This is a genomic window from Clostridioides mangenotii TR (assembly GCF_000498755.1).
Lineage (GTDB): Bacteria > Bacillota > Clostridia > Peptostreptococcales > Peptostreptococcaceae > Metaclostridioides > Metaclostridioides mangenotii_A.
In genome coordinates, this window is record NZ_AXUS01000008.1 from 55963 (window position 1) to 81170 (window position 25208).

General features: G+C 30.8%; 22 protein-coding genes and 1 pseudogene. 20 read left to right on the forward strand and 3 right to left on the reverse strand.

From position 1 onward, the window contains the following. Positions 1-5: 5 nt before the first annotated feature. From T473_RS0105580 to T473_RS0105665, 18 genes and pseudogenes are all read left to right on the forward strand, one after another. Positions 6-1079 (forward strand): mannose-1-phosphate guanylyltransferase, encoded by a 1074-nt coding sequence (locus T473_RS0105580; protein ID WP_024621013.1) that lies wholly within the window; start codon positions 6-8, stop codon positions 1077-1079. A gap of 51 nt (positions 1080-1130) precedes the next feature. Continuing rightward, on the forward strand, positions 1131-1868 hold the full coding sequence (locus T473_RS0105585) for a glycosyltransferase (RefSeq protein WP_024621014.1): 738 nt from the start codon (positions 1131-1133) through the stop codon (positions 1866-1868). A gap of 24 nt (positions 1869-1892) precedes the next feature. After that, positions 1893-3089 (forward strand): hypothetical protein, encoded by a 1197-nt coding sequence (locus tag T473_RS0105590; RefSeq protein ID WP_024621015.1) that lies wholly within the window; start codon positions 1893-1895, stop codon positions 3087-3089. An 18-nt stretch (positions 3090-3107) separates the two neighbouring features. Then, positions 3108-3947 carry a glycosyltransferase family 2 protein gene (locus tag T473_RS0105595; protein WP_024621016.1) on the forward strand — a complete coding sequence of 280 codons (840 nt, stop codon included), beginning with the start codon at positions 3108-3110 and terminating at the stop codon, positions 3945-3947. 21 nt (positions 3948-3968) lie between these two features. Then, positions 3969-5147, forward strand: coding sequence for a CDP-glycerol glycerophosphotransferase family protein (locus tag T473_RS0105600; protein ID WP_024621017.1), 1179 nt, complete (start codon positions 3969-3971; stop codon positions 5145-5147). Positions 5148-5171: 24 nt separating this feature from the next. Further along, positions 5172-5921: a glycosyltransferase family 2 protein gene (locus T473_RS0105605; RefSeq protein ID WP_024621018.1), complete on the forward strand. Its 750-nt coding sequence runs from the start codon at positions 5172-5174 to the stop codon at positions 5919-5921. Between the two features lie 108 nt (positions 5922-6029). Continuing rightward, a complete protein-coding gene (locus T473_RS0105610) occupies positions 6030-6782 on the forward strand; it encodes a glycosyltransferase family 2 protein (protein ID WP_024621019.1) in 753 nt (250 codons plus the stop codon). A 144-nt stretch (positions 6783-6926) separates the two neighbouring features. After that, positions 6927-8225, forward strand: a complete 1299-nt coding sequence (locus tag T473_RS0105615; protein WP_024621020.1) for a UDP-glucose dehydrogenase family protein — start codon at positions 6927-6929, stop codon at positions 8223-8225. Between the two features lie 121 nt (positions 8226-8346). After that, a complete protein-coding gene (locus T473_RS0105620) occupies positions 8347-9657 on the forward strand; it encodes a nucleotide sugar dehydrogenase (protein WP_024621021.1) in 1311 nt (436 codons plus the stop codon). A gap of 14 nt (positions 9658-9671) precedes the next feature. Further along, entirely contained in the window at positions 9672-10115 is a 444-nt protein-coding gene (locus tag T473_RS0105625) for a hypothetical protein (protein ID WP_024621022.1), read from the forward strand. A 146-nt stretch (positions 10116-10261) separates the two neighbouring features. After that, positions 10262-10822 (forward strand): glycosyltransferase family 4 protein, encoded by a 561-nt coding sequence (locus T473_RS0105630; protein ID WP_278246347.1) that lies wholly within the window; start codon positions 10262-10264, stop codon positions 10820-10822. A gap of 12 nt (positions 10823-10834) precedes the next feature. Then, positions 10835-11311, forward strand: coding sequence for a hypothetical protein (locus tag T473_RS18030; RefSeq protein ID WP_024621024.1), 477 nt, complete (start codon positions 10835-10837; stop codon positions 11309-11311). Between the two features lie 20 nt (positions 11312-11331). Then, complete coding sequence (locus T473_RS18035) at positions 11332-12036, forward strand: glycosyltransferase (protein ID WP_024621025.1); 705 nt, start codon at positions 11332-11334, stop codon at positions 12034-12036. Further along, positions 12029-13573: a murein biosynthesis integral membrane protein MurJ gene (gene murJ / locus T473_RS0105645; protein WP_024621026.1), complete on the forward strand. Its 1545-nt coding sequence runs from the start codon at positions 12029-12031 to the stop codon at positions 13571-13573. The genes T473_RS18035 and murJ overlap by 8 nt, the downstream gene beginning before the upstream one ends. A gap of 154 nt (positions 13574-13727) precedes the next feature. Then, positions 13728-15568, forward strand: a pseudogene (locus T473_RS16305) (polysaccharide biosynthesis protein). 196 nt (positions 15569-15764) lie between these two features. After that, positions 15765-16484, forward strand: a complete 720-nt coding sequence (locus tag T473_RS0105655) for a C40 family peptidase (RefSeq protein ID WP_024621027.1) — start codon at positions 15765-15767, stop codon at positions 16482-16484. Between the two features lie 424 nt (positions 16485-16908). Further along, on the forward strand, positions 16909-17472 hold the full coding sequence (locus T473_RS0105660) for a C40 family peptidase (protein ID WP_024621028.1): 564 nt from the start codon (positions 16909-16911) through the stop codon (positions 17470-17472). Between the two features lie 296 nt (positions 17473-17768). Continuing rightward, positions 17769-19886, forward strand: coding sequence for a family 10 glycosylhydrolase (locus T473_RS0105665; RefSeq protein ID WP_024621029.1), 2118 nt, complete (start codon positions 17769-17771; stop codon positions 19884-19886). A 119-nt stretch (positions 19887-20005) separates the two neighbouring features. Here the strand turns inward: T473_RS0105665 and T473_RS0105670 are convergent, their stop codons facing one another. The 3 genes from T473_RS0105670 to T473_RS0105685 form a co-directional block, all read right to left on the reverse strand. Continuing rightward, complete coding sequence (locus T473_RS0105670; RefSeq protein ID WP_029791554.1) at positions 20006-20854, reverse strand: LCP family protein; 849 nt, start codon at positions 20852-20854, stop codon at positions 20006-20008. Between the two features lie 550 nt (positions 20855-21404). Next, positions 21405-22367 (reverse strand): LCP family protein, encoded by a 963-nt coding sequence (locus T473_RS0105680; protein ID WP_024621030.1) that lies wholly within the window; start codon positions 22365-22367, stop codon positions 21405-21407. A gap of 15 nt (positions 22368-22382) precedes the next feature. Then, positions 22383-23423: an NADH:flavin oxidoreductase gene (locus T473_RS0105685; RefSeq protein WP_024621031.1), complete on the reverse strand. Its 1041-nt coding sequence runs from the start codon at positions 23421-23423 to the stop codon at positions 22383-22385. A 152-nt stretch (positions 23424-23575) separates the two neighbouring features. On the opposite strand from T473_RS0105685, the gene uppS reads away from it, so the two are divergent. Together uppS and T473_RS0105695 are read left to right on the forward strand one after the other, a co-directional pair. Beyond that, on the forward strand, positions 23576-24220 hold the full coding sequence (gene uppS, locus T473_RS0105690) for a polyprenyl diphosphate synthase (RefSeq protein WP_024621032.1): 645 nt from the start codon (positions 23576-23578) through the stop codon (positions 24218-24220). A 145-nt stretch (positions 24221-24365) separates the two neighbouring features. Beyond that, the gene (locus T473_RS0105695) at positions 24366-25166 is read left to right on the forward strand and encodes an N-acetylmuramoyl-L-alanine amidase family protein (protein WP_024621033.1); all 801 of its coding nucleotides are present in this window, start codon (positions 24366-24368) and stop codon (positions 25164-25166) included. Positions 25167-25208: the final 42 nt, after the last annotated feature.

Genomic DNA, 25208 nt, shown 5'->3' on the forward strand with positions numbered 1-25208 from the left:
ACATAATGAAGATATATAATGTCATAATGGCTGGCGGAGGTGGAACTCGCTTTTGGCCGCTAAGTAGACAAGAATTACCTAAACAATTGATTAATTTGAGCGGGGAAGATGCTCTTATAAATGAAACTATCAAGAGAATAGATACTCTGGCTCCAAAGAAGAATCTTTTTATAGTTACTAATGAAAGACAAGAAGGGGCTTTGAAGGATATAGTAAAAGATAATTGCGTATGCGATAATATTCTGCTTGAGCCATCAGCGAGAAATACTGCCGCGGCAGTAGGATTTGCAGCATTTAGTATAATGAAAAAAACTGGTGATGGGGTAATGTGTGTTTATCCAGCTGATCACTATATAAAGAATGAAGAAGAATTTAGAAAAGTTATTGTAAAAGCGATTAATATAGCAGAAACTAATGATAAGTTAGTTACAATAGGTATTACCCCTACTTTTCCATCGACAGGATATGGATATATTAACTTCGATAGAAATGCTTGTGTAGGTGATGGCGCTTATGACGTATGTGAATTTGTCGAAAAGCCAAACTTTGAGAAAGCTAAAGAGTATGTTGAATCTAAGAAATATGTTTGGAATAGCGGTATGTTTGTTTGGAGAGTATCAAAAATTCTTGAGGATTTTAAGAGATATCTACCAAAAGTGTATTCTAAGCTTGAAGAGTTATCTAATTATATAGGTACTCCAGAAGAAGAGGAAAAGATCAGAGAGATTTATCCTACTATACAATCGACTTCTATAGATTATGGCATTATGGAGAGAAGTAATGATGTTGTGGTGGTTCCAGGAGATTTTGGATGGAGCGATGTCGGGTCTTGGGATTCTCTGGGAGCTATATACCCAGCTGATGAAGAAGGCAATATCAAGCGTGGAGATAATATAACTATAAATACTAGCAATTCTATTATATATTCAGATGATAAACTAGTGACTACTATCGGAATAAACGATCTAATCGTAGTATCTACAAATGATGCTGTGATGGTTTGCAGAAAAGATAGGGCTCAGGATGTTAAGGAGATAGTGAATCAACTTAAAGAAAATGATAGATATGAGTATATATAAAAACTAAGGCGATGTATTTTATAATATAGATGTCAACGAGGAGGTTTTAGATTGATACCTAAAAAGATACACTATGTATGGATTGGTGGACCTAAAGGAAATTTGGAGAATATCTGCATCAATTCATGGAGAGAAAAATTACCAGAATACGAAATCATTGAGTGGAATGAAAAAAACTTTGATATAGAAAAAGAAATCGCAGGAAATAAATTTTTTGAAGAATGTTACAAAAGAAAGCTTTGGGCGTTTATATCCGATTATATCAGAATCAAGGTATTATATGAGCAAGGTGGTGTTTACCTAGATACCGATATGCAGATTTTAAAGGATATAACTCCTATATTAGTTACGCATAAATTTATAAGTGGATATGAAGATGAAGATATACATATTAGCGCTGGATTAATATGTGCTGAGAAAGGACATCCACTTCTAAAGGATATCCTTGATTACTATGACAGCGAAATACTTACATCCGATATATACACTATACCGAAAGTTATTACTCACGTACTTAGAAATAAATTTAAACAAATAGATAGAAATAACTTTGAAGAAGACATATATATCTACGATAGAGAGTATTTCTACCCATTTAGTTTTAAAGAAGAGTTTAGCTATGATTGTATAATAGAAAATACTTACGGAATTCATTGGTGGGGAAAGAGCTGGGCAAAAAAAAGAGACTGCTTTTTAGAGAGCAAGAATCTAAAGGGTTTTAATAAAGCTTTTAAATGTCTAAAGATATTTATCAGCAATTCGCTTTTAGGATTAAAAAAGCGAAGTTAAAAATTAAGAGATTAGGAGAAAAATATGTTTTATAATGATAAAAAAATAAAAAAATCAGATTTCTTTAATTCTAAATTATCGAATAATCCTAATATATTAAAGTACAGTAAGGTAATATTTACTATAGCATTGTTTATGATTATATTAAGAAAATATATGACTGCTTTGATAAGCACTCCTAGTACTCAAATAGTGTTGATACAGTCAGCACTATTTTATGTATCAATAGGATTATTGGGAGTTTTATTCTTGATGGACGGAAATAAAAAGCGTATAGAAATATTATTGTTGGTATTTTGCGTAGCTCTTTATTTACTCAATAGAAACGGTACTATGCTTGTATTTGTTCTTTTAGCATCTGGAATCAAAAATATTAGTGATAATTATGTTGTTAAAAACTATTTGATAATATCGACATTTCTTTTATGCGGATTTGTCTTGATATTTAATTTATTTCCGGAGCTTCAAAGTGCTAGTTTAGTAGCATATAGATTTAGTACATCTTCATTTGCAACTAGGTTTGATTTCGAGTTAGGTAATCCTAATTCAGCTTATTTCTTTATGATGCCTATATTATGTTCTTACATCTTCTTAAGATTTAAGGACTATAATGTATTTGATAGAGTACTGATAATTGTGCTAACTATTTTTATATATTCAGTTACAGCGAGTAGAACTGGATTTTATACAATAGTTGCGGGACTGATACTTTTAGAGGCGATCAGGTATATAAATATTAAAGATAATGTATTTTTACCTATATTAGCGAAAATAGCTCCAATACTTATATCGTTAATTTCTATATTTATGGGAATGAAATTTTATAATAGCACTCAGATGAATAACCTATTATCAAGTAGACCTAAATATTGGCATGTATATTTAGCTGAGGCAGGAAATTTCTTAAAGCCTTTTGGAAACTCTTTTGGAGATGCTATAAAAGCTGCAAATCCACTTGACAACTCATATATATATTTAGTTTCAGTATTGGGATTAGTAACATTTGTACTTTTCCTAGCGTTAATGTATATGGGAATAGATATTCTTATAAAAAGCGACAATAAAGTATTGCTAGCTATAGTATTTATATTTTTAATTTATGGTTTTGCAGAAAATATTATATTTGAATCTGGTTTAAATTTTACATTGGTACTGCTGTTAAAAGTTATTATCAACAATAATAAAAACGAGATAAATATATATAAAATCTTTAATAGATAGCTAGTTTAGGAGGAAAAAATGTTTATATCATTAATAATGCCTACTTTGAATAGGTTTGATGAAATCGACCTTCTTATGAAGAGCCTTGAAGATCAAACTCATACAAATTTTGAGCTTATTGTAGTAGATCAGAATGAAACTGATGAAGTAAAACAAATAGTAAATAGATATAATGAAAAATTAAATATTAATTATATAAAAAGCAATAAAAAAGGTCTTAGCTATAATAGAAATATCGGTATAGAAAATGCCAAAGGGGAAATTATAGCCTTTCCCGATGACGATTGCGAATATGAGTCTGATATACTTCGGTCAGTTGTAGATTTTTTTAAGAGCAATGATGATTACAAGATATTTAGTTGTAAGACTAAGGACAAAAACGGAATAGATTCTTTTAAAAAGATGGCTGAAGGTGAATGTGAGATTAAATCTAGCAATGTTCTTGATACAATAACTTCGATTACTTTCTTCGTTAGATTTGAAGATAAAAACTATACACTTTTTGATGAGAGTCTTGGTGTTGGTGGAGAGTTTGGGTCTGGAGAGGAAATTGATTACATACTAGATTTATTAAATAGAGGATTTAGAGGAAAATATTTTGGAGAATATACAGTCTATCATCCAGCTAAGAAACATTCAAAATCCAAAGAAAAATATAAGAGAGATTACAACTATGGAAGAGGATTTGGAGCTCTGTGTAAAAAGGAAATAGTGTACAGAAAAAATCTTAGTTTTATAAAGGTTATGTTATCTAAACTTGTAAGAAATATCGGAGGATTAGTTCTAAGTTCAAATAGAGACTATCACGGTGCGACAATAAAAGGTAGAATAAGCGGATTTAGAGGGTACAAGTTATAACATACAATAGGGATGGTGTTTATGGAAAAATTAAAATGTTTAATTAATATGATTATTGCTTTTATAATTTACCCATTTAATAAAGGCAAATTTAAAAATAAAAATATATGGATAATTGGCGGGCATTCAGGAGAAATATACAATGATAATTCCAAGTTTTTTTATGAATATATATTAAAAGAACATAAGGAGATAGATATTTATTGGGTTGTTGAGTCCGCGAGTTCTGTTATAAAAAAAATCCCTGGTAGTAAATTAATGAGGGGAAGTATAAAAAACTATTTGTATTATTACAATGCAAAAGCAATTATATTTTCACATTCACCATCTGCGGATATAGCTCCATTTAATTTTGTAGTTCCTATATTAAATAGATTCCATAAAAAAACAGTTAAAGTTTATCTAAACCATGGGACTATTAGTTTTAAAAAGAGAAAGCCTATGAACTCAAGATTTAAAGGTATAATAGACAATTTACTAAAGAGCTACGATATATCTACTGCGAGTTCTGAATTTGAAAAGTCAGTAATGACAGATGACTGGGGAATGAATGAAGGTTCAGTCTGTATAGTAGGTAACGCAAGATACGATAATCTGCCTACAGATGAAGAGGCGGCTAGCAGAGATATTCTTTATACTCCGACTTGGAGAGATTGGATAAAATTTAATTCTGGAAAATTCACAGAGACTTCTTATTTCACAAATATAATGGAACTATTAAACAGTGAAAAATTAAATAATTACCTTGAAGAGAAAGATATAAATATAAAATTTTATATGCATCACCTAATGCACGAGTTTATAGATGATATAAAAGATAATATAACAGGTAAAAGAATAATATTTTTAGATAAGGGCGTTACTTTATCTGATGAGATCAGAAGCGCTGCAGCAAATATAACTGACTATTCAAGTGTAGCTATAGATTTCTTATATATGAATAGGCCTATTTTATTTTATCAATTTGATGTAGAGGAATATATTAAAAAGATAGATTCATATATAAATTTAAAAAATGAAATGTTTGGAACTTTGTCGTATAATAGTAGTGAAGCTGTAGATAAGCTTATTGAGATTATAGACAATGATTTTAAAGTCATGGATAATCAAATAAATGAAAGAAATAGATTTTTTAAGTATAATGATAATAAAAACTGTGAAAGAATTTATGATTGTATAATTGGTAAATTGAATAAATAATATTAAAACGGTGAGGAAGGTAATATGAATAAGAATTTAGTATCTATAATTACTCCCGTGTTTAATGCTGAAAAGTATATTGAAGGAACTATAAAATCAGTATTAAACCAAACCTATAATGACTGGGAAATGTTAATTATCGATGATTGTTCAACTGATAGCTCTCCAGAAATTGTTAAATCTTTTATGGAGATTGATTCTAGGATCAAGTATTTCAAGACTGAGTCTAATCAGGGAGTATCGTATGCTAGAAACTTAGCGATAACAAATTCATCGGGGCAATTCATAGCTTTTCTCGATAGTGATGATCAATGGGAGAGCAAAAAATTAGAAAAGCAAATCGGCTATATGAAAGATAATGATTTTGCAATTACATTTACTTCTTATGAACTTATGGATGAAAACAGCAATAGTTTACATAAAACTATCAAAGTTCCTTGTTCTGTAGATTATAATGGGCTATTAAGAGGAAACATAATGGGATGTCTTACTGTGGTAATTGACATAACTAAAATGGATTTTGACATTAAACTGAGTGGTATCCCGCACGAGGATTATGTTTTATGGCTATCTATTTTAAAAAAAGGCTACATTGCGTATGGCGTTGATGAAGTGTTGGCTAGATATAGAAAGTCTAGTACTTCACTAAGTGGAAATAAATTAAAAGCAGCGAAATGGACATGGAACATATACAGGAATGTAGAAAAGATTTCTTTACCAAGGGCTATATTCTATTTTATAAATTATAGTATAAACGGAATAAGAAAAAGTTAGCGTTATAGAAGAGTAAGGCTCACTTTAAATTCAAAGTATTGTAAGGAAGAAAACAATAGTAGTTCAATGGTTATAGTTATGCCAATTGCTATATAAGGAGAGAAAATTATGAATGAACCTTTAGTATCGATAATTACTCCTGTATATAATTCAGAGAAGTTTTTATCAGAGACGATTGAGTGTATCCAAAACCAAACGTATAAAAATTGGCAGCTTTTATTAATAGATGATTGTTCTAACGATAATTCTAGTGAGGTTATCAAAAGATATAGTGAACATGAATCGAGGATTAAGTATATTAAACTTGATAATAATTCGGGAGCTGCGGTTTCTAGAAACAAAGGACTTAGCCTAGCTGAGGGAAGATTTGTGGCGTTTGCAGATAGCGATGATCTATGGGATAGCAAAAAGCTAGAGAAGCAAGTAGGTTATATGCTAAAGAAGAATGTTGGATTCACATTTACGTCGTATAGATACATGAAAGAAGATGGTACAAAAACAAATAAAGTAGCAAGAGCACCAGAAAAGATTGATTATGAAGGATTATTGAGAAATACTATTATAGGATGTTCTACAGTTGTCATAGACAGAGATATATTAGGAAATTTTGAAATGCCTTTAGTAAGAAGAGGACAAGATACAGCTACTTGGTTGCAACTTTTAAAGACAGAAAAGTATGCTTATGGTATATATGATGATTTAGTTTTTTATAGACTTGTTGGAAATTCTATATCAAGCAACAAAATTAAAGCGCTTAAAAGAACTTGGAACACTTATAGAAACGTAGAAAAGCTTAGTTTACCTAAAAGTATGTACGTATTTTGCTTTTATGTATTTAATGCGATAAAGAAGAGAGTTTAAATAAATTAGATATAATGTTTTGAAATCAAATGATATTTTTAAATGCTTATAAATATAGAAATTAGATTAATAATATGAAATAAATTAATTTCAATAATAATGATTAAAGCAATGTTTAGTTTTAAGAAGTCGGAGGAAAGTACAATGAAAATAGCAATTGCTGGAACTGGATATGTAGGGCTGGTTACAGGTATATGTTTAGCAGAGGTTGGCAATGAAAATATTGTATGTGTAGATGTAGATGAAAATAAAATATTAAGTATGAAAAAAGGAATACCTCCTATGTATGAAGATGGTCTACAGGAGCTTATGGTTAAAAATTATGAGCTGGGAAGAATAGATTACACAACAGATTATAAAAGTGCTTACGTTGATGCTGATATTATACTTATTGCTGTAGGTACTCCAGAGAGAAGCGACGGTTCTCCGAATCTAGATTATATAAAAATGGTCGCAAAACAGATAGCTGAGACGGTTGAAAACGACGTATTAGTAGTAATTAAATCGACTGTTCCTATGGGAACTAATGAGGAGATTGAAAAATATATTAATGGCGAATTAAAAAATAAGGACTTGAGGGCCGAACTTGCATCAAATCCGGAATTCTTATCTCAGGGTAGTGCAGTTAAAGATATGCTAGATGCTTCTAGAATCGTTATAGGAGTAGAAAGTGACTGGGCAAGAGAAAAGTTAGAAGCTATATATAAACCGTTTAATAAACCGATAGTAGTTTCTAATAGAAATAGTGCTGAGATGATAAAGTATGCATCAAATGATTTTTTAGCTTTAAAAATATCTTTTATGAATGATATTGCAAACCTATGTGAGATAGTAGGAGCAAATGTAGAAGATGTTGCTCGTGGAATGAGCTATGACGATAGAATAGGAAGTAAATTTTTAAAGGCTGGGATAGGTTATGGAGGTTCTTGTTTTCCTAAAGATACAAAAGCTCTTCATTGGTTATCTGAGCACAATGGATACGAACTAAAAACTGTTAAGGCAGCTATTGAAGTAAACGAGAGCCAAAAATTAAAGCTAGTTAAAAAAGCATCTAAAATAATGGATAGTTTTAGAGACCAAAAAATTGCTGTGCTTGGGCTTACTTTTAAACCTGGAACAGATGATATAAGAGAAGCTCCATCTATTGTAAATATTGAGTACTTAATTGAAAGAGGCGCAAAGGTTACAGCTTACGATAAAATAGGGGAAGAAAATGCAAAAAAGATATTCAACGATAAAATAGAGTATGCAAATAACATCGATGAGGCTATAAAAGATGCTAGCGTGTGTTTTATTATGACTGAGTGGAAAGATATATTAAACTACGATATAGAAAAATATAAAGAACTTATGGTAAGACCTTTAGTTTTAGATGGTAGAAATTGTTACAATCTAGATGATATGAAAAAAGCAGGAATAGAATATTATTCTATAGGAAGATAGCTAATAAAATATGTATCTGTACCAAATACGTTTAGTGTGATGTACAGATATTTTTATTTTGAAAAAATGTTTAATTAGTATAAAATATAAAATAGAATATTAAAAGGTTAGGAGGATTATTGTGAACTTAGATAATAAAATCAAAAATAAAAATGAAAAAGTTTCGGTGGTAGGTCTTGGTTATGTGGGATTGCCATTAGCTATAGAATTTGCCAAGAAAGTTGATGTTATAGGTTTTGATATAAATGAAGAAAAAACTAATTCCTATAAAAATGGAATAGATCTCACACAAGAAGTTGGAAATTTAGAGCTAGAAAAAACAGATGTATTTTTTACTTCAGATGAAAATATATTAAAGGAAGCTAAATTTCACATTGTTGCAGTCCCAACTCCTATTAATATTGATAAGACACCTAATTTAAAACCGGTTATAAGTGCTACAGAAACAGTTGGAAGAAATCTAACTAAAGGTTCTATAGTTGTTTATGAATCAACTGTTTATCCAGGAACTACTGAAGAAATATGTATACCTATATTAGAAGAAATTTCTGGACTTAAATATTTAAAGGATTTTAAAGTTGGGTATTCTCCTGAAAGGATAAATCCTGGTGATAAAAAAAATAAACTTACAAATATAGTTAAAGTTGTATCTGGTTGTGATAAAGAATCTTTAGATATTATAGCAAATGTATATAAAATGATAATAGATGCTGGTGTATATAAAGCTGAAAGCATAAAAGTAGCAGAGGCATCTAAGGTTATAGAAAACTCTCAAAGAGATATAAATATAGCATTTATGAACGAGCTGTCTATGGTGTTTAATAAAATGAATATAGATACTCAGGAAGTTTTAAAAGCTGCATCTACAAAGTGGAATTTTTTAAACTTTACCCCTGGTTTAGTTGGAGGCCATTGTATAGGCGTAGATCCATACTATTTTATTTACAAAGCTGAGGAGCTGGGGTATCACTCTCAAATAATTTCCTCAGGAAGAAAAATAAATGATGATATGGCAAAGTTTGTTTGTGATAGCACTGTAAAAAATCTTATAAAAGCTGATAAAAAAGTAAAAGGTGCGCGGGTAGCTATTTTTGGGTTAACATTTAAAGAAAACTGTCCAGATACTAGAAACACAAAGGTTATAGATATAATAAAAGAATTAGAAGAATATGATATCGAGACATTGGTATATGACCCAATTGCGGACATGCATGAATCTTATAATCATTATAAGATAAATTTAAATTCACTTGAAGATATAAAAGATGTAGATGCAGTATTATTTGCAGTTGCACATGATGAATTTAAAAGTATTGATTTGAAACAAATAAGCTCTTACTTTAAGAGTGGTAAAAAAGTTTTAATAGATATCAAGGGATTATATAATAAACAAGAGGCTTTAGATAATGAATTCGTATATTGGAGATTATAAATAAGGAGGAAGAGATGAAAATACTACACGTTTGTTCTTATTATATAACTTCAAAACTATATAAAAATTTAGTGGAAAAGTTAGAAGAGGAAGGTTTTTATAATGAAGTCTATATTCCTATCAATTCTCAAAGTTTTGAACATAAGTATATAGGGAAAAAAAGTGATAAAACAAATTATATTTACTCAAATTGTTTTAATAAAATAGATAGAGTAAGTTTCAATTTGAAAAATAATAAAATTTATTCTGATTTAAATAAAAAAGTAGATTTAGATAGCATAGATGTTGTACATGCTCATTCTTTATTTGTAAATGGATATGTAGCTTATAAGTTAAAAAGAGATAAAAATATTGACTATATTGTTGCAGTTAGAAATACAGATGTAAATACATTTTTTAAGAAAATGATCCATTTGCGAAAACTTGGAATTGATATATTAAAAAATGCGAAAAAATAATCTTTATATCCTCAAGATATCAAGATTTTGTAATAGATAATTATATACCAGAACATCTTAAAGAGGAAATAAAACAAAAGTCCATTGTAATACCAAATGGAATCGATGAGTTTTGGTTTAATAACTTAGAATTAGAGCCTAAAATTATTAAAAAAGATAATATAAAACTTATATATGTTGGGAAATTAGATAAAAACAAAAATATAAGGACATCAATAGAAGTGATAAATAAACTAAATAAAATGGGTTATAATGCTACTTTAGATATAGTTGGTGATGGACCGGAATTTACCAAATTAAAAGAACTAGAAAATAGAGCAGAGTATAAAAATAAAATAACTCTATATGGTTATATGGAAAAAGAAGATATAATGAATTTATACAGAAAAAATGATATATTCATAATGCCTTCAAAATATGAAACATTTGGTTTAGTATATATAGAGGCTATTACGCAAGGACTTCCAGTTATATATACAAGAGGTCAAGGTTTTGATGGATACTTCGATGAAGGTACTGTCGGCTATGGAGTAAAATATGATGATGTAGAAGAAATTACAGATAGTATTCTTAAGATATTAGAAAAAGAAATATGGAATTTTAAAGATATAGAAGTAGAGTTAAAAGGCTCTTTCGATTGGAAGAATGTAGCATTAGAATATAAAAAGATTTATTGTGATATAAAGAATTCTGATTCAGTTCTTTAGAAAGGAGACATTATGAAAATTTTATATTTAGTAAATATGAATGAAAATAATAGAAAAGGACTTTTTACAGTTGCTCATGAAAGAATAAAAGAAATGATAAAAAGCGGTACTGTAGAAGATTACGATATTTATTCAATTCAATTTTGGGATGTAGGTATAAGAAACTTTTTAAAAAAAATAATGGGTAAGACAACTACTACAAAGGGTTCTGATAAATTTGACTATGAGAATGTAGAATATAAAAAGATATATTTAAAGACAGGTTTATTTAGCAAGTTAATTGAGAGAACAAATTTTGATGTAATTAGATATTTACCATTTTTAAAAAAATACGAGGAAGTTATTAGAAGTTGTGATGTAGTAAGTGTTCCTTGGGGATATCCTCATGGTAGAATAGGATATTGGATAAATAAATTATATAAAAAACCATATATAGTTACTTATTATGGTAGTGATATACATACGATGCCATATCAAAAAAACATATAAAAAAGAAAATAAATGAAGTTATGGATAATGCATATTTTAATATGTTTGTCAGTAACGGCTTATATGAAAATGCAAAGGAATTAGGTTATAAAAAAGATAACTATATGGTAATTAATAATGGAGTAAATCCAGATAAATTTTATACTATAGCTGAAGAAGAAATAGATGAAATAAAGAAAAAAATAAATCTAAGTGGTAAAATTATAGGATTCACAGGAAATTTAAATACTGTTAAAAGGGCTGACAAACTAATTGAGATATTTGACCACATAAATATATTATCAAAAGAAGAAGTTAGTTTTTTAGTTGTAGGGGATGGCCCACTAAGAGATGGCATGGAAAAGGATGCAAAGGACAAAAATTTAAATATATTCTTTAGTGGTAATGTTAAAGTGGATGATGTAAGAAACTATATGAATGTTATGGATATGATGTTGCTTCCAAGTAGAAATGAAGGTTTTGGTTGTGTTGTTCTAGAAGCTAATGCCTGTGGAACGAGAGTAATAGGAAGCGATGTCGGTGGTATATGTGAAGCTGTTAGAAATGACGAGTTAATTGTAAGCGAGGGCGATGACTTTGAATTAAGGATGGCTAAAAAAACTGTTGATATTTTAAATCAGAGTTATGATAAAAATAAATTGATAGAGGATGTAAAAAATGGTTTTACTTGGAGTGCAATAGCTCAGCATGAAATAAATGTATACAAAGGAGTACAAAATGAGTAAAGTAGCTAAAGCAACTTTAGGTCTTATGGTAGTAACAATGCTATCAAAATGTTTGGGATTTGCTAGAGAGGTAGTTTTAGGAGCTGCATATGGTTTAGAAAGTGATATGTATATAATGGCCATGAATATTCCAAGAGTATTATTTGCTTTATTAGCTACTGCTATAGCTACAACTTTTATTCCATTATTTTATGAAAACCAAAAAAAAGGTGGAGATGAAAATGCTTTAAAATTTTCAAACAATATTATCAATATAACGCTTATATTAGGAATAATTCTTTCTATATTAGCATTTATATTTGCTGAACCAATTGTAAGAGTTTTTGCATTTGGATATAAGGGTGATAAGTTTACTCAAACAGTAATTTTTACTAGAATAATGATTTTTGGTGGCCTATTTAGTGGTCTTAGTAGTATTATGACTTCATATTTACAAATTAATGGGAGTTTTAAAATTCCGGGTCTAACAGGAATTCCTTTCAATATAATAATCATAGTCTCAATAGTATTAAGTATAAAGTTAAATAATATATATATTTTACCAATAGGTACTCTTTTAGCGATGGCTAGTCAATTTTTATTTCAGATTCCATATGCGTATAAAAAAGGTTATAGGTATAAAGCAGTTTTTGATTTAAAAGATGAGTATATTAAAAAAATAATATATTTAGTTTCTCCTGTTTTTATTGGAGTGGCAATTAGTCAAATAAATACAACCGTAGACAGAGCATTAGCTTCTACCCTGAACAATGGTAGTGTTGCCGCTTTAAATTATGCAAATAGGTTAAATGGATTTGTTATGGGATTATTTATAGCATCTGTAGGAGCAGTAATTTACCCTATGCTATCAAAATTTTCTCTTAATAATGATAATGAACATTTTTCTGAGTCAATAGTAAAAAGTACAAATATTATTGTATTGTTAGTAATGCCGATTTCAATAGGTGCTATATTTTTATCTACTCCAATAGTTAGATTTTTATTTGAAAGAGGAAAATTTGATAGTCAAGCTACACAAATGACTGCGATAGCATTAGTTTTCTATGCAGTGGGAATGCTCGGCTTTGGTCTACGAGAGATTTTAACAAAAGTGTTTTATTCTCTACAAGATACAAAAACACCTATGATAAATGGTGTTATATGCATGATTCTTAACATAGTATTTAATTTAGTTCTTATAAGATTTATGGGGCATGCTGGACTTGCTTTAGGAACAAGTTTATCAGCTCTTATATGTATATACTTACTATTTAGAAGCTTAAAAAATAGAATTGGTGATTTTGGACAAGGAGATATTTTTAAGGTAATGATTAAAACGCTAATCTCATCTATATTTATGGGAGTTGCTGTATTTTTTATACATAGGTTATTGAGTGATATTTTAGGGACAGGCTTTATCGGAGAAGCTATTTCTTTATTTGGATCAATTGGAATCGGTGTATCTATTTATCTATTATTAATATATTTACTGAAAATAGAAGAGATTAATATTGTGACTGATTTGATAAAAACAAGATTAAAAAATAGAAGTATATAATCAAAGGCTATGCTATAATTTAGTATAGCCTTTATTATTTTTAGGGTTATAATATATATGAAAAGGAGGTTATACAGATATGGAAAGAAGGTTTAGACTGAGAAGAGATAGTTCTCTCGCGAAGTTGTTAAAAAGACATTCATTTAGACGTATAATGTTGGTTGTTTTAGATGCTATATGTATATTAGTAGCATTTGAGTTGTCTTTAAATCTTACAACTACATCAACGGGTTTTTATATAAAAGGAAACTTTATTCCATTAATAGTGTATATTATCCTTCATGTTATTACGTTTATTATATTTAGGTGTTACAGTACGCTTTGGAGATATGCAGGTGAAGAAGGAATAATATCAATTTTTGCTGCAACATTTGCATACTTAATACCAGTGGTTATTGTACACAAAGTTATTAGCTACAATTATTCTGTATTATTTTATATTTTAAATACGATATTTATAATAATGTTTACACTTGGTTATAGAATCACATATAGGGCTATAAAAATCATTATTAACAGAACTTCTATGCAGGAGGGAATTTCAAATGTACTTATAATAGGTGCAGGCAATGCTGGAGAGATGGTAGTTCAGGAATTAAACAGAAGTCCTAGACTCAGAAAATTACCTGTTGCCATAATTGACGATGATCCAAACAAAAGAGGAAGAGTGATTCACAATGTAAAGATTGTGGGAAGCACTGAGGAGATTCCTGAAATTGTCGAAAAGTACGAAGTAAATGAGATTATTTTCTCGATAGCAAATATAAATAAACAAAAAAAGAAGGACATTTTAGATATCTGTAAAAATACAAATAGCAAAATAAGAACAATACCTGGAATCTACGAGATCATTGATGGAAAAGTAAATATTAAGCAGGTTAGAGATGTAAGAATTGAAGATTTATTGGGTAGAGAACCGATAGAAGTTGATTATAAAGATATAAGTAACTATATCGCAGGAAAAAATGTAATAGTTACAGGAGGAGGCGGATCGATTGGATCAGAGCTTTGCAGGCAGATTGCAAGCTTTAAGCCAAATAGATTAATAATCCTAGATAACTATGAGAACAATGCTTACGCAATACAACAGGAGCTTATTAGAAAGTATGGGGACAAGCTGGATCTAGTAGTTGTGATAGCATCGATTAGAGAGAAGAAAAGATTAGATGAAATATTCGATATGCATAAACCAGAGATAGTTTTCCATGCAGCTGCGCATAAACACGTGCCACTTATGGAGTTTAGCCCGGGTGAAGCTATAAAAAACAATATATTTGGAACATTAAATACGGCTCAAGTTGCATCTAAGCACAATGTAGAGAGATTTGTACTTATATCTACGGATAAAGCTGTTAACCCTACAAATATAATGGGAGCTACTAAAAGAGCTGCTGAGATGATTATACAGACTATAAATAAAGAGAGCAAAACAGATTTTGTAGCCGTTAGATTTGGAAATGTATTAGGAAGCAATGGAAGTGTAATTCCGCTATTCAAAAAGCAAATAGCAGACGGAGGACCTGTGACAGTAACTCATCCCATGATAATTAGGTACTTTATGACGATCCCAGAAGCTGTTGGGCTAGTTATTCAAGCTGGAGCTATGGCTAAGGGCGGAGAGATATTTGTACTTGATATGGGCGAGCTGTAAAGATTTTAGATCTTGCTAATAACTTGATTAAATTTAGCGGTCTGGAGCCGGGAGTAGATATTAAGATAAAGTTTACAGGACTTAGACCAGGAGAAAAACTTTACGAAGAGCTACTTATGTCGGAAGAAGGTCTTTTAGAAACAACACATAAAAAAATATTTATAGGTAAGCCGATAAATATAAATAGAGAAAAAATAGAGAAAATATTAAAAGAGTTACAAATGGTTACAGAGGACGAGAAGACCGATAAAATAGAATCATTGATGAAAACATTAGTTACTACTTATATAAGCGCTGAGGAGGCAAATGAGAGGGAAATAGCTATAACAAAAATTGATGATTAGTTACAGTAGTTACAATTTTGTTTGTATTTATTAAAAAAAGGACTGAAAAAAGAAACATTTATTACTAAAAACAGGAAAAATTACAAAAATGTTACAAAAAAGGTTGCAATTTTTTTCCATATGCGTTAGTATATTAATTAGTTGTTTTGAGAAAGTAACAAATTTGTAAATAATAGATATGGGGGAAATTTTAACTATGATAACTAAGAGTAAAAGAAGCATATTCAAAAAGACAATCGCTATGGTATTGATATCAGGATTCGTACTGATGGAAGGAATGGCAATTCAAGCTAATGCAGCAGAAACTACAGAGAGTAAAGAGCCAACTGCAATAGTAAATGAATGTGACTTTTTAAATATGAGAAGCTCAGCTGGCGTAAGCGGGAGAGTTGTAGGAAGAATAAACACTGGAGATAAAGTAGACGTTTTAAATATGCACTACAATGGCTGGGTACAAATAAAAACTGTTGACCATGTAAAAGGTTGGGTAAACGGAAGATACTTAACTATAAAAGGTGGAACACCAAATAAAGGAAACAGTGACAAAGTAGAGAGTATATTAAAGCTTGCTTATAAACAACAAGGTAAACCATATAGATGGGGAGCTACTGGACCTAACTCATTTGATTGTTCAGGATTCACTTCTTATGTTTATAAAAACGGTGCTGGAATAACTATACCAAGAGTATCAAGAAGCCAAGCTACAGTAGGAACTTATGTAAACAGAGCTAATTTACAACCAGGAGATCTAGTATTCTTCGGCTCAGGTAAAAGCATAACTCACGTTGGTATGTATGTAGGAGATCAAAAATTCATACATTCACCACAAACAGGAGATGTAGTAAAAGTTAGCAAAATGGATACTGGAAGCTACTCTAGGAGATTTATAACAGCAAAACGTATAGTACAAAACTAATAAGCGAGTACTAAACTACTAACGACAAGATTAAAAAACTACAATAATATGATAATTACAAATACATAGTTAAAAACAACTTAAATTATATACAGTAGAGATATTTATCTCTACTGTTTTTTATTGTATGATTATATACATTTATAGTTTCTTATTTTATATTCCAATTGGATTGGATTATAAAATAATTAAAAAGCATGCCTTAATAAAAGAGTAGTTAAAATAAATTGGATACAAAAAGAAACAAAGTTATTACAGAAAAATTATGAAAAGTTACAAAAATATTACAAATAAGGGTTGCAATTTTCTCGAATATAGTATAGAATCATATTTATGAATTAGAAAAGTAACAAAAAAGTAACAAAGAATTACAGGATCAAAAAAAGTAACAGAATGATTACTTTTAATATATGGGGGCAAAGATATGATGGATATAAGTTATAGGAGATTTAAAAAAATAATAGCAGGAGTACTAATAGCATGTTTTGCACTTTTAGAAGGTCAAGTAGTTGCTATTGCGGCTGAAGCAGATTCTCAATCAATGGTATCTCAGACAATTGAAAGTAGCGTTCTGCTTAATAAAAATTTAGTTGCCGCTAATAGTGAACAAAACTCTAAAGTAAAGAAAGTTATCGATTTAGCTTATAAGCAAAAAGGTAAACCGTACAAATGGGGAGCTACTGGTCCTGACTCATTTGACTGTTCAGGATTTACAACTTACGTTTACAAAAATGCAGCTAGTATAACACTTCCAAGAGTATCTAGAGATCAGGCTAAAGCTGGTACTAAAGTTGAGAGAAATAACCTTAAAGAAGGAGATTTAGTATTCTTTGGTTCAGGTGGAAGCATAACACATGTCGGTATGTATGTAGGGGATCAACAATTTATACATTCACCACAATCCGGAGATGTAGTAAAAGTTACAAAAATGGATACAGGGAGTTATTCAAATAGATTTATAACAGCAAGACGTATAATACAAGAGTAGTAAATTAAAGTCGCTAAACCAGCAAAAGAATAGACTATTTAACCTAGTCAATCTTTTTAAATTTAATATATACCTTTTAAGTAAAACAGCAGAGGAAATAATTTTCTTTGCTGTTTTACTTTATTTATAAAATGGTCTATACGACAACACTTATATTAACAATAATCGAAAAATTAAATTAATGTCATTAATTGACATATAATATAGAACTTCGATATACTAAATAAGTACGTGTAACAAATAGGTAACAAAGCAAGTAACAAAATAATTACAAAAGAGAAACAGGGGGGAATGATATGAAGAAAATAGGTTCAATATTTCTGGCCTTTATAATGGTATTCACATTTACTGGTGCAAGTGCATCTGCTCAGACTAAAAGCAACAAAGAGATGAGAGCTGCATGGATATCAACTGTGTACAATATAGACTGGCCATCGACTAAAAACAACGAAGCAAAACAAAAACAAGAGTACATAAATTTACTAAATAAATTACAAAGTACAGGAATAAATACTGTAGTAGTTCAAGTAAGACCTAAGTCAGACACAATATACAAATCAAAAATAAATCCTTGGTCTGAATACTTAACAGGTGTACAGGGTAAAGATCCAGGATACGATCCATTGCCATACTTGATAGAAGAGGCACACAAGAGGGGTATGGAGTTTCACGCATGGTTTAACCCTTACAGAGTTACAATGGCTGACGAGAGCTTAACTAAGCTTCCAGCAAACCATCCAGCTATTAAAAATCCAGGTTGGGTTGTAAAGCATGGCAACAAGTACTACTATAACCCGGGATTACCTGAAGTTAAGAAGTATATAGTAGATAGCGTTATGGAAGTTGTAAACAATTACGATATAGACGGAGTTCACTTTGATGATTACTTCTATCCAGGTACTAGCTTTAATGATGATGCTGCATACGCTAAGTATGGAAAGGGTACTAACAAAGATAATTGGAGAAGAGAAAATGTAAATGACCTTTTAAGACAAGTAAAGGCTGCTGTAAAAGCTTCTAAACCAAATGTGGTATTTGGTGTCAGCCCAGCAGGTATATGGAGAAATAAATCGGCTTCAGAGCCTACTGGTTCAGATACTAGCGGAAATGAAAGTTATGTAGGTACATATGCAGATACTAGAGCATGGATAAAACAAGGTCTTGTAGATTATGTAGTGCCACAACTTTATTGGCCAATTGGTTTAAAAGTTGCTGACTATTCAAAGCTAGTAGCATGGTGGGCAAATGAAGTTAAAGGAACGAATGTAGATTTATATATAGGACAAGGAATATATAAACAAGGACAAAGTAGTTACGGTGGACAAAATATAGCTAAGGAAATTGTTAAACAAGTAGAATTAAATAGAAAATATCCTGAGATAAAGGGAAGTATGTATTTCTCAGCCAAAGATATAGTTAACAGTGCAACATTACAAAATGATTTAAAGAAATTATACCCTAAGGAAGTAGCTCCTCCTGAAGTTGCACCAGAAAATGTGAAAGTTGAAAAACTAGAGGGAGATACTAGATACGAAACAGCGGTTGAAATAAGTAAAAAAGGTTGGGCAGAAGGCTCAGATACAGTAGTTTTGGTAAACGGGTATTCAATAGTAGATGGAATTACTTCTACGCCACTTGCAACTACTGATGGAGCACCAACACTACTAGTAGAAAAAGATAAAATAGGTATTTCAACAACAAATGAATTAAAGAGATTAAACCCTAAACATGTAATACTAATAGGTGGAGAGAACTCAATAGGATCAACAGTTGAAGATTCAATAAAAGATTTAGGATCTGATATAACAATAGATAGAGTTGGTGGATCAGATAGATACGACACATCTCTATTAATAGCTGAAAAAGTAGCAGAAAAGAACGATATAAACAAAGTATATATAACTAGTGGAACAGGAGAAGCGGATTCGCTATCTATAGCTTCAAAAGCTGGAGCAGAAAAACAACCGATAGTATTAACTTCAAAAGATGATATAAGCACTGGAATATACAATTGGATTAAAGAGAAGGACGTACAAGATGCTTACTTTATAGGAGGAGCAGCAAGTATTTCTGACAAGGTAATAACTAAAGTAGACTCAATAGTTGCATCTGACGTATCTAAAAATAGAATTGCAGGAAACGATAGACAAGAGACAAATGCAAAAGTAATAGAGAAGTTCTATCCAGTGCAAACTTACAGCTCTGTATTTGTAAGCAAAAGCGATCAGTTAGTAGATGCACTAACAGCTGGGCCTCTAGCTGCAAAAACTAATTCACCAGTTGTACTGCTTGGAAACAGTGTAAGTGCTACACAAAGTACAGTTTTGGATGCTAAAAAATCTGAATTAGTATTCGAAATAGGTGGGGGAATTAATAGAACTGCTTTAATTCGATTATTAAATTTAATAGCTTAAAAGCTTAATCGACAATACACAGTTAAATTAGAATTATAATTACAACTAAAGAAGCACTTTGAAGAAATGAAATCTTCAAAGTGCTTTTAATTTGCAGTGATTAATAATTAATTATAATGTTACTCATTATCTGGGTTGTATTCTTTATCCTCGAATATAAAATCGTGTAGGATACTGATAGAATCTTCTTCAAACCTTAAAACCCAACCAGCTTTTCCATAAATACCACCTGTACTGTGAACTTCATCATCAATAGGGAATTCAAATTGTTTAATATTGAAGTCTCCTATTTTAAGCACTTCTGTTCCTAGAGCCAGTATCTCATTAGGCTTCATATTAGTCTTAACATACGGTAAAACAGCATTCATAAGTCGTGGATATTTGGTAATAGGAAGTTCTTTAACTGAGTTTAGTATGCTTTGCATAACCTCTCTCTGTCTTTTATCTCTTTCAAAAGCTGTATCATTGTGTCTGATACGTGTGAAAGCTAGAGCTTGATATCCATTTAAAGTTTGTTCGCCTGATTTCTTAATATACTCGATCTTAGTCTTTTTCTTACCCTTGTACCATTCATAAGTCTCTGGAATAAATTTATTTAACTCTTTAATGTATCCATTTTCTACATTGACTTTAACCCCACCTAAAGTATCTATTATATACATAAAAGATTCAAAGTCTACAGTAGCGTAGTAATTGATATCTATCTCGAAGTTTTGCTCGATAGTCTCAATCAGTAAATCAGCTCCTCCATAGACATTAGCATGTGTCAATTTCTGATTACCATGCCCCGGTATATCAACATAAGAATCACGTGCAAGAGATGTAAGTTTAACACTTCCGTGTTTACCATCGATAGTCAATATCATCATAGCATCTGATCTAGACTTGTCATCTTCTGGCCTCGCATCTGTACCCATCAATAAGATATTTGTTATTCCCTCTTCATACTTATAATCTAAGTTATCCAAAGCAGAGTTTCCAATGCTAGAATCGTGAATAGAAGATAATTTATAATAAAAATATCCATATACCCTGCTGGGAAAGCTACAACAAGAATAGCCAAAAAGATAACAAATTTCTTGAGTTTTGACATATATATCCCTTCTTTCTGATTTTTCTTGGGTTTTAAACAACGTACACCTAATTATAATAAAGTATGGGAATTTATTCAATAGAATATTTTGGTGTATATTATGAATAAAATATGAATTTATTTAGCAGATTATGCCGAGAACGGGTTTTTAAAACAGTTTAACATATAGCGACGACCCTAAGGCTAGGCCTGAAAATACATAAAAAGATTTACAAACCAATACACAAAAGCACCCTGAAGGCTACGCCTAAAGAGTTATAAAAGATCTTGAGATAGCGTCGACGGATCAAGTTAAATATATAGAGAGATAGAAAGAAGGAATGGGGATGTACTGCGCCATTTTCAGATCCGCACTTTGGTCTGATATGGTCAGTATATCCCCATCCTTTCTTTCTATCTCTCTATATAAAAACTAAACCGAAGGCCTATTCACCACCACTGTACTCGATGTCTTTAAATATAAAGTCATGAAGCACATCAATATCTTCCGAGTCAAAAGGTATAACAAATCCTGAATCACCTATTTTTCTTCCTTTATCTATATTCATAGGGAACTCAAGTGATTTTAGATCTAGATTTCCGATACTTATCAACTGTGTTCCAAGCGATATTATAGTGTTAGGATTCATATTTGTCTTAATATAAGGAAGGAGACTGTTTACAACTCCTGGGTACTTATTCTTAGGAAGATCTTTAGCCTCATTTATTAAGGCTTGAATAACATCTCTCTGTCTTCTATCTCTTTCTGCGGTACTATCGTTCTTTCTTATACGGGAGAAAGAAAGAGCTTGGTATCCGTTGAGCTTTTGCTTTCCAGAGTTTTGAATATACTCGATCGACCCTTTATCCTTATTTTTAGACCATCTGTAAGTTTCAGGTATAAATTTGTTTAATTCTCTAATTTCGCTTTTTTGAACCTCGACTTCTACGCCTCCTACGGCATCTATTACATCTATAAATGAATTGAAATCTACTGTGGCATAGTGTTGTATATCTAGTTCAAAGTTCTGCTCAATAGTGTCTATAAGCATTTCAGCTTCACCATACACATAGGCATGGGTAAGTTTTTGCTCTCCATGACCAGGAATGTCGACAAATGTGTCCCTATTAAGCGATGTAAGTTTTATACTTTTGTTTTTGTTGTCTAAAGTAAGTATCATCATAGCATCTGATCTAGACTTATCTTCTCCAGGTCTTGCATCTGTACCAAGTAGAAGTATATTTGTTATGCTCTTATCGCTCTTGTAATCATTGCTGTTTAAAGAGTTGATATTAATGCTATTATCTTGTATTGTTTTTAATTTAAAATAAACGTATCCATATATGCTAGCTGGGAAGGCTATTATAAGTATAGTTAGAAACGCCACCAGCTTTTTTAATCCTGACAAAAAATTTCCACCTCTCTAATTGAATATACACGTTTTCTCAACGCTCATACAGTTACCACAATTTATACATTTTGGTTTATAGGAGTTATCTTCCTTATATAGATTGATTAGTTCTGGTTCTCTTATAAGTGGTCTAGCCATTGAGAAGTATTCAATATTTGTATTGTTTAATATATTATCCATGTTATCTATAGTTCTGTTGCCGCCTACAAGTATTACAGGGCAATTTACAGATGCAGCCACTTTAGATGCATCGTCTTTAAAGTATGATTCACCTTTTAAGTTGTAAAATCCACCACCACTTACCTCAATAGAATCGATGCCTAATTTGTCTAATTCTTTCGTAGTATACAAGCAGTCCTCTATTGTGGCGCCTCCATCTCTATTGTCGCTGCTGTTAATTTTAATGCCGACATGATAGTCGTCTCCAACACTATTTTTGACAGCTCTGCAGACCTCTAGTATGATTCTAGATCTGTTTTCAATGGAACCTCCGTACTCGTCAGTTCTCTTATTGTGGTATGGGTCTAGAAACTGGCTTAGCAAATATCCATGAGCTCCATGTATTTGAACGCCATCAAATCCAGCTTTTTTACATCTTAAGGCAGCCTTTGAAAATAAATCTACAATATGTTTTATATCGTCTTTGCTCATTTCCTTTGGAACGGTACCTTTATTTATGTTTGGAACGTTAGATGGTCCTAGTATAGTCCTGGATTCTGTATTATAACTGGTGCTAGAACCTCCATATACTATTTGCATCATTATTTTAGAACCTTTTTTATGTACATCGTCCACTAACTCTGTATAGACTTCTATTAAAGAATCATCATATATACCGAGCATTCTAGGATTAGGCTTTTCTTCATTAGTTATATATGCGTAACTAGTTATAATAAGACCTACCCCTCCATCTGCAAGATTACTGTATATTTCAATTATATTTTCATCAATAGATCCATTTTCCAAAGCTCTATTTTCCCATGTCGCAGATCTTACAAATCTATTTTTCAGATCTATATTTTTCATAGATGTTTTGTCAAATAAAGTTTTCATCAGTTTTCCTCCATTATTAATAAAAAAATCTATATTTATATAGTTTACTACACATTTATTAGGAGTTAAATGTATTTTGGAAGAATTTAATAAATAATACTGATTAATAAAGTATATTTGTGACAATAATGTGTGGTAAGAGGTGATTAAAAATGAGAATACCAAAGCATGTTGGAATAATACCAGATGGTAATAGACGTTGGGCGAGCAACCAAGGAATGACTAAGGATAAAGGATATATAAGTGGGATTGATCCCGGGCTTGAAGCCTACAGATACTGTAGAGATAGTGGATGTGATGAGGTAACATTCTACGGTTTTACCACAGACAATACTAGAAGACCAGCTGATCAGACAAAGGCATTTACAGATGCGTGTATTAAAGCTGCAAATATACTTTTGGATGAGGGAGCAGCACTATTAGTGGTAGGAAATGTAAGTTCACCAATGTTCCCCAAAGAATTACTTCCTTATACTAATAGGATAGAAGCAAAAGAAAATCAAATAAAAGCTAATCTACTTGTAAATTACGGATGGTACTGGGATGTAAATAATATAGCAGGCGCTCAGGGAATAAACAAGAATAATATACAAGATCATATACAGTCATCTGATGTTTCTAGACTCGACCTCATAGTTAGATGGGGTGGAAGAAGAAGATTAAGTGGATTTTTGCCGATTCAATCAATTTATGCAGACTTTTATATTATAGAGAATTACTGGCCTGACTTTAAAAATGAAGACTTAAATGAGGCATTTTCTTGGTATGATACACAAGATATAACATTAGGTGGATAAAAACTGCATATTTAGAGCTTTTTAGAAATATATCGAGTTGAAAAATATCTCTCTTGGTGATAAAATATCATTAATAAATATTTATTTTTTGAAAATAAAGATTAATAAAAAATTACTAAATTTTATAACTGAGAAGGGTGTTGAGATGTCAGAAAAGAAAAGCGACAATTTGAGGGGAAAAACTTCAAAGGGGAAAAAGAAAAAAAGAATTAATAAAAAGAAGTTATTAATAGTCATTTTAGTTGCCGCGTTCTTTGTGTTTTGTATATTTAAAGCATCTCAAGGAGTAGTTGGGTTAATTAAGAGTAACAAAAAAACAAGCTTAAAGACTGAACAAAAGGTGAAATCAGAACAATTTGATTTGGGGGATGAAGAAGAAAATAAAAATAAGAAATTTACAGTACTTATAGATCCTGGACATGGTGGGAATGACAAAGGGGCTCAGAGTAAAACAAACCCAAAACTGTATGAAAAGGATTTGAATCTTGAAATAGCAAAGAAGGTAGCAAATAACCTCTCTAAGCAAAAAGATGTACAAGTATTGGTTACTAGAACTGATGATAAGTTTGTAAGTCTAGACGAAAGAGTCAATCTTGCAAAAGAAAATTCAGTGGATGCCTTAATATCAATACATCTAAATGCACAAGAGGGAGTAACTACAGCGACTGGTATTGAGACATGGTATAGGACTGGCTCAACTGATGGTTCGAAAAAACTTGCGGAAAATGTACAAGATACAACTCTTTCTTACGTAAAAGAAAAGGATAGAGGAATTCTAGAAAACAATTTTAAAGTACTTAGAAATACAGACATGCCTGCGGTTTTAGTTGAATGTGGATTTTTAACTAATCCAGCAGATGAAAAAAAATTGTTAAGTAGTAAACATCAAGATCAATTAGCAGAAGGTATTGTTCAAGGAATATTAACATTTTTAGATAATAAATAGACAAAATATTTAATAATTTATTTTCAGAAAGTTGATTTTATA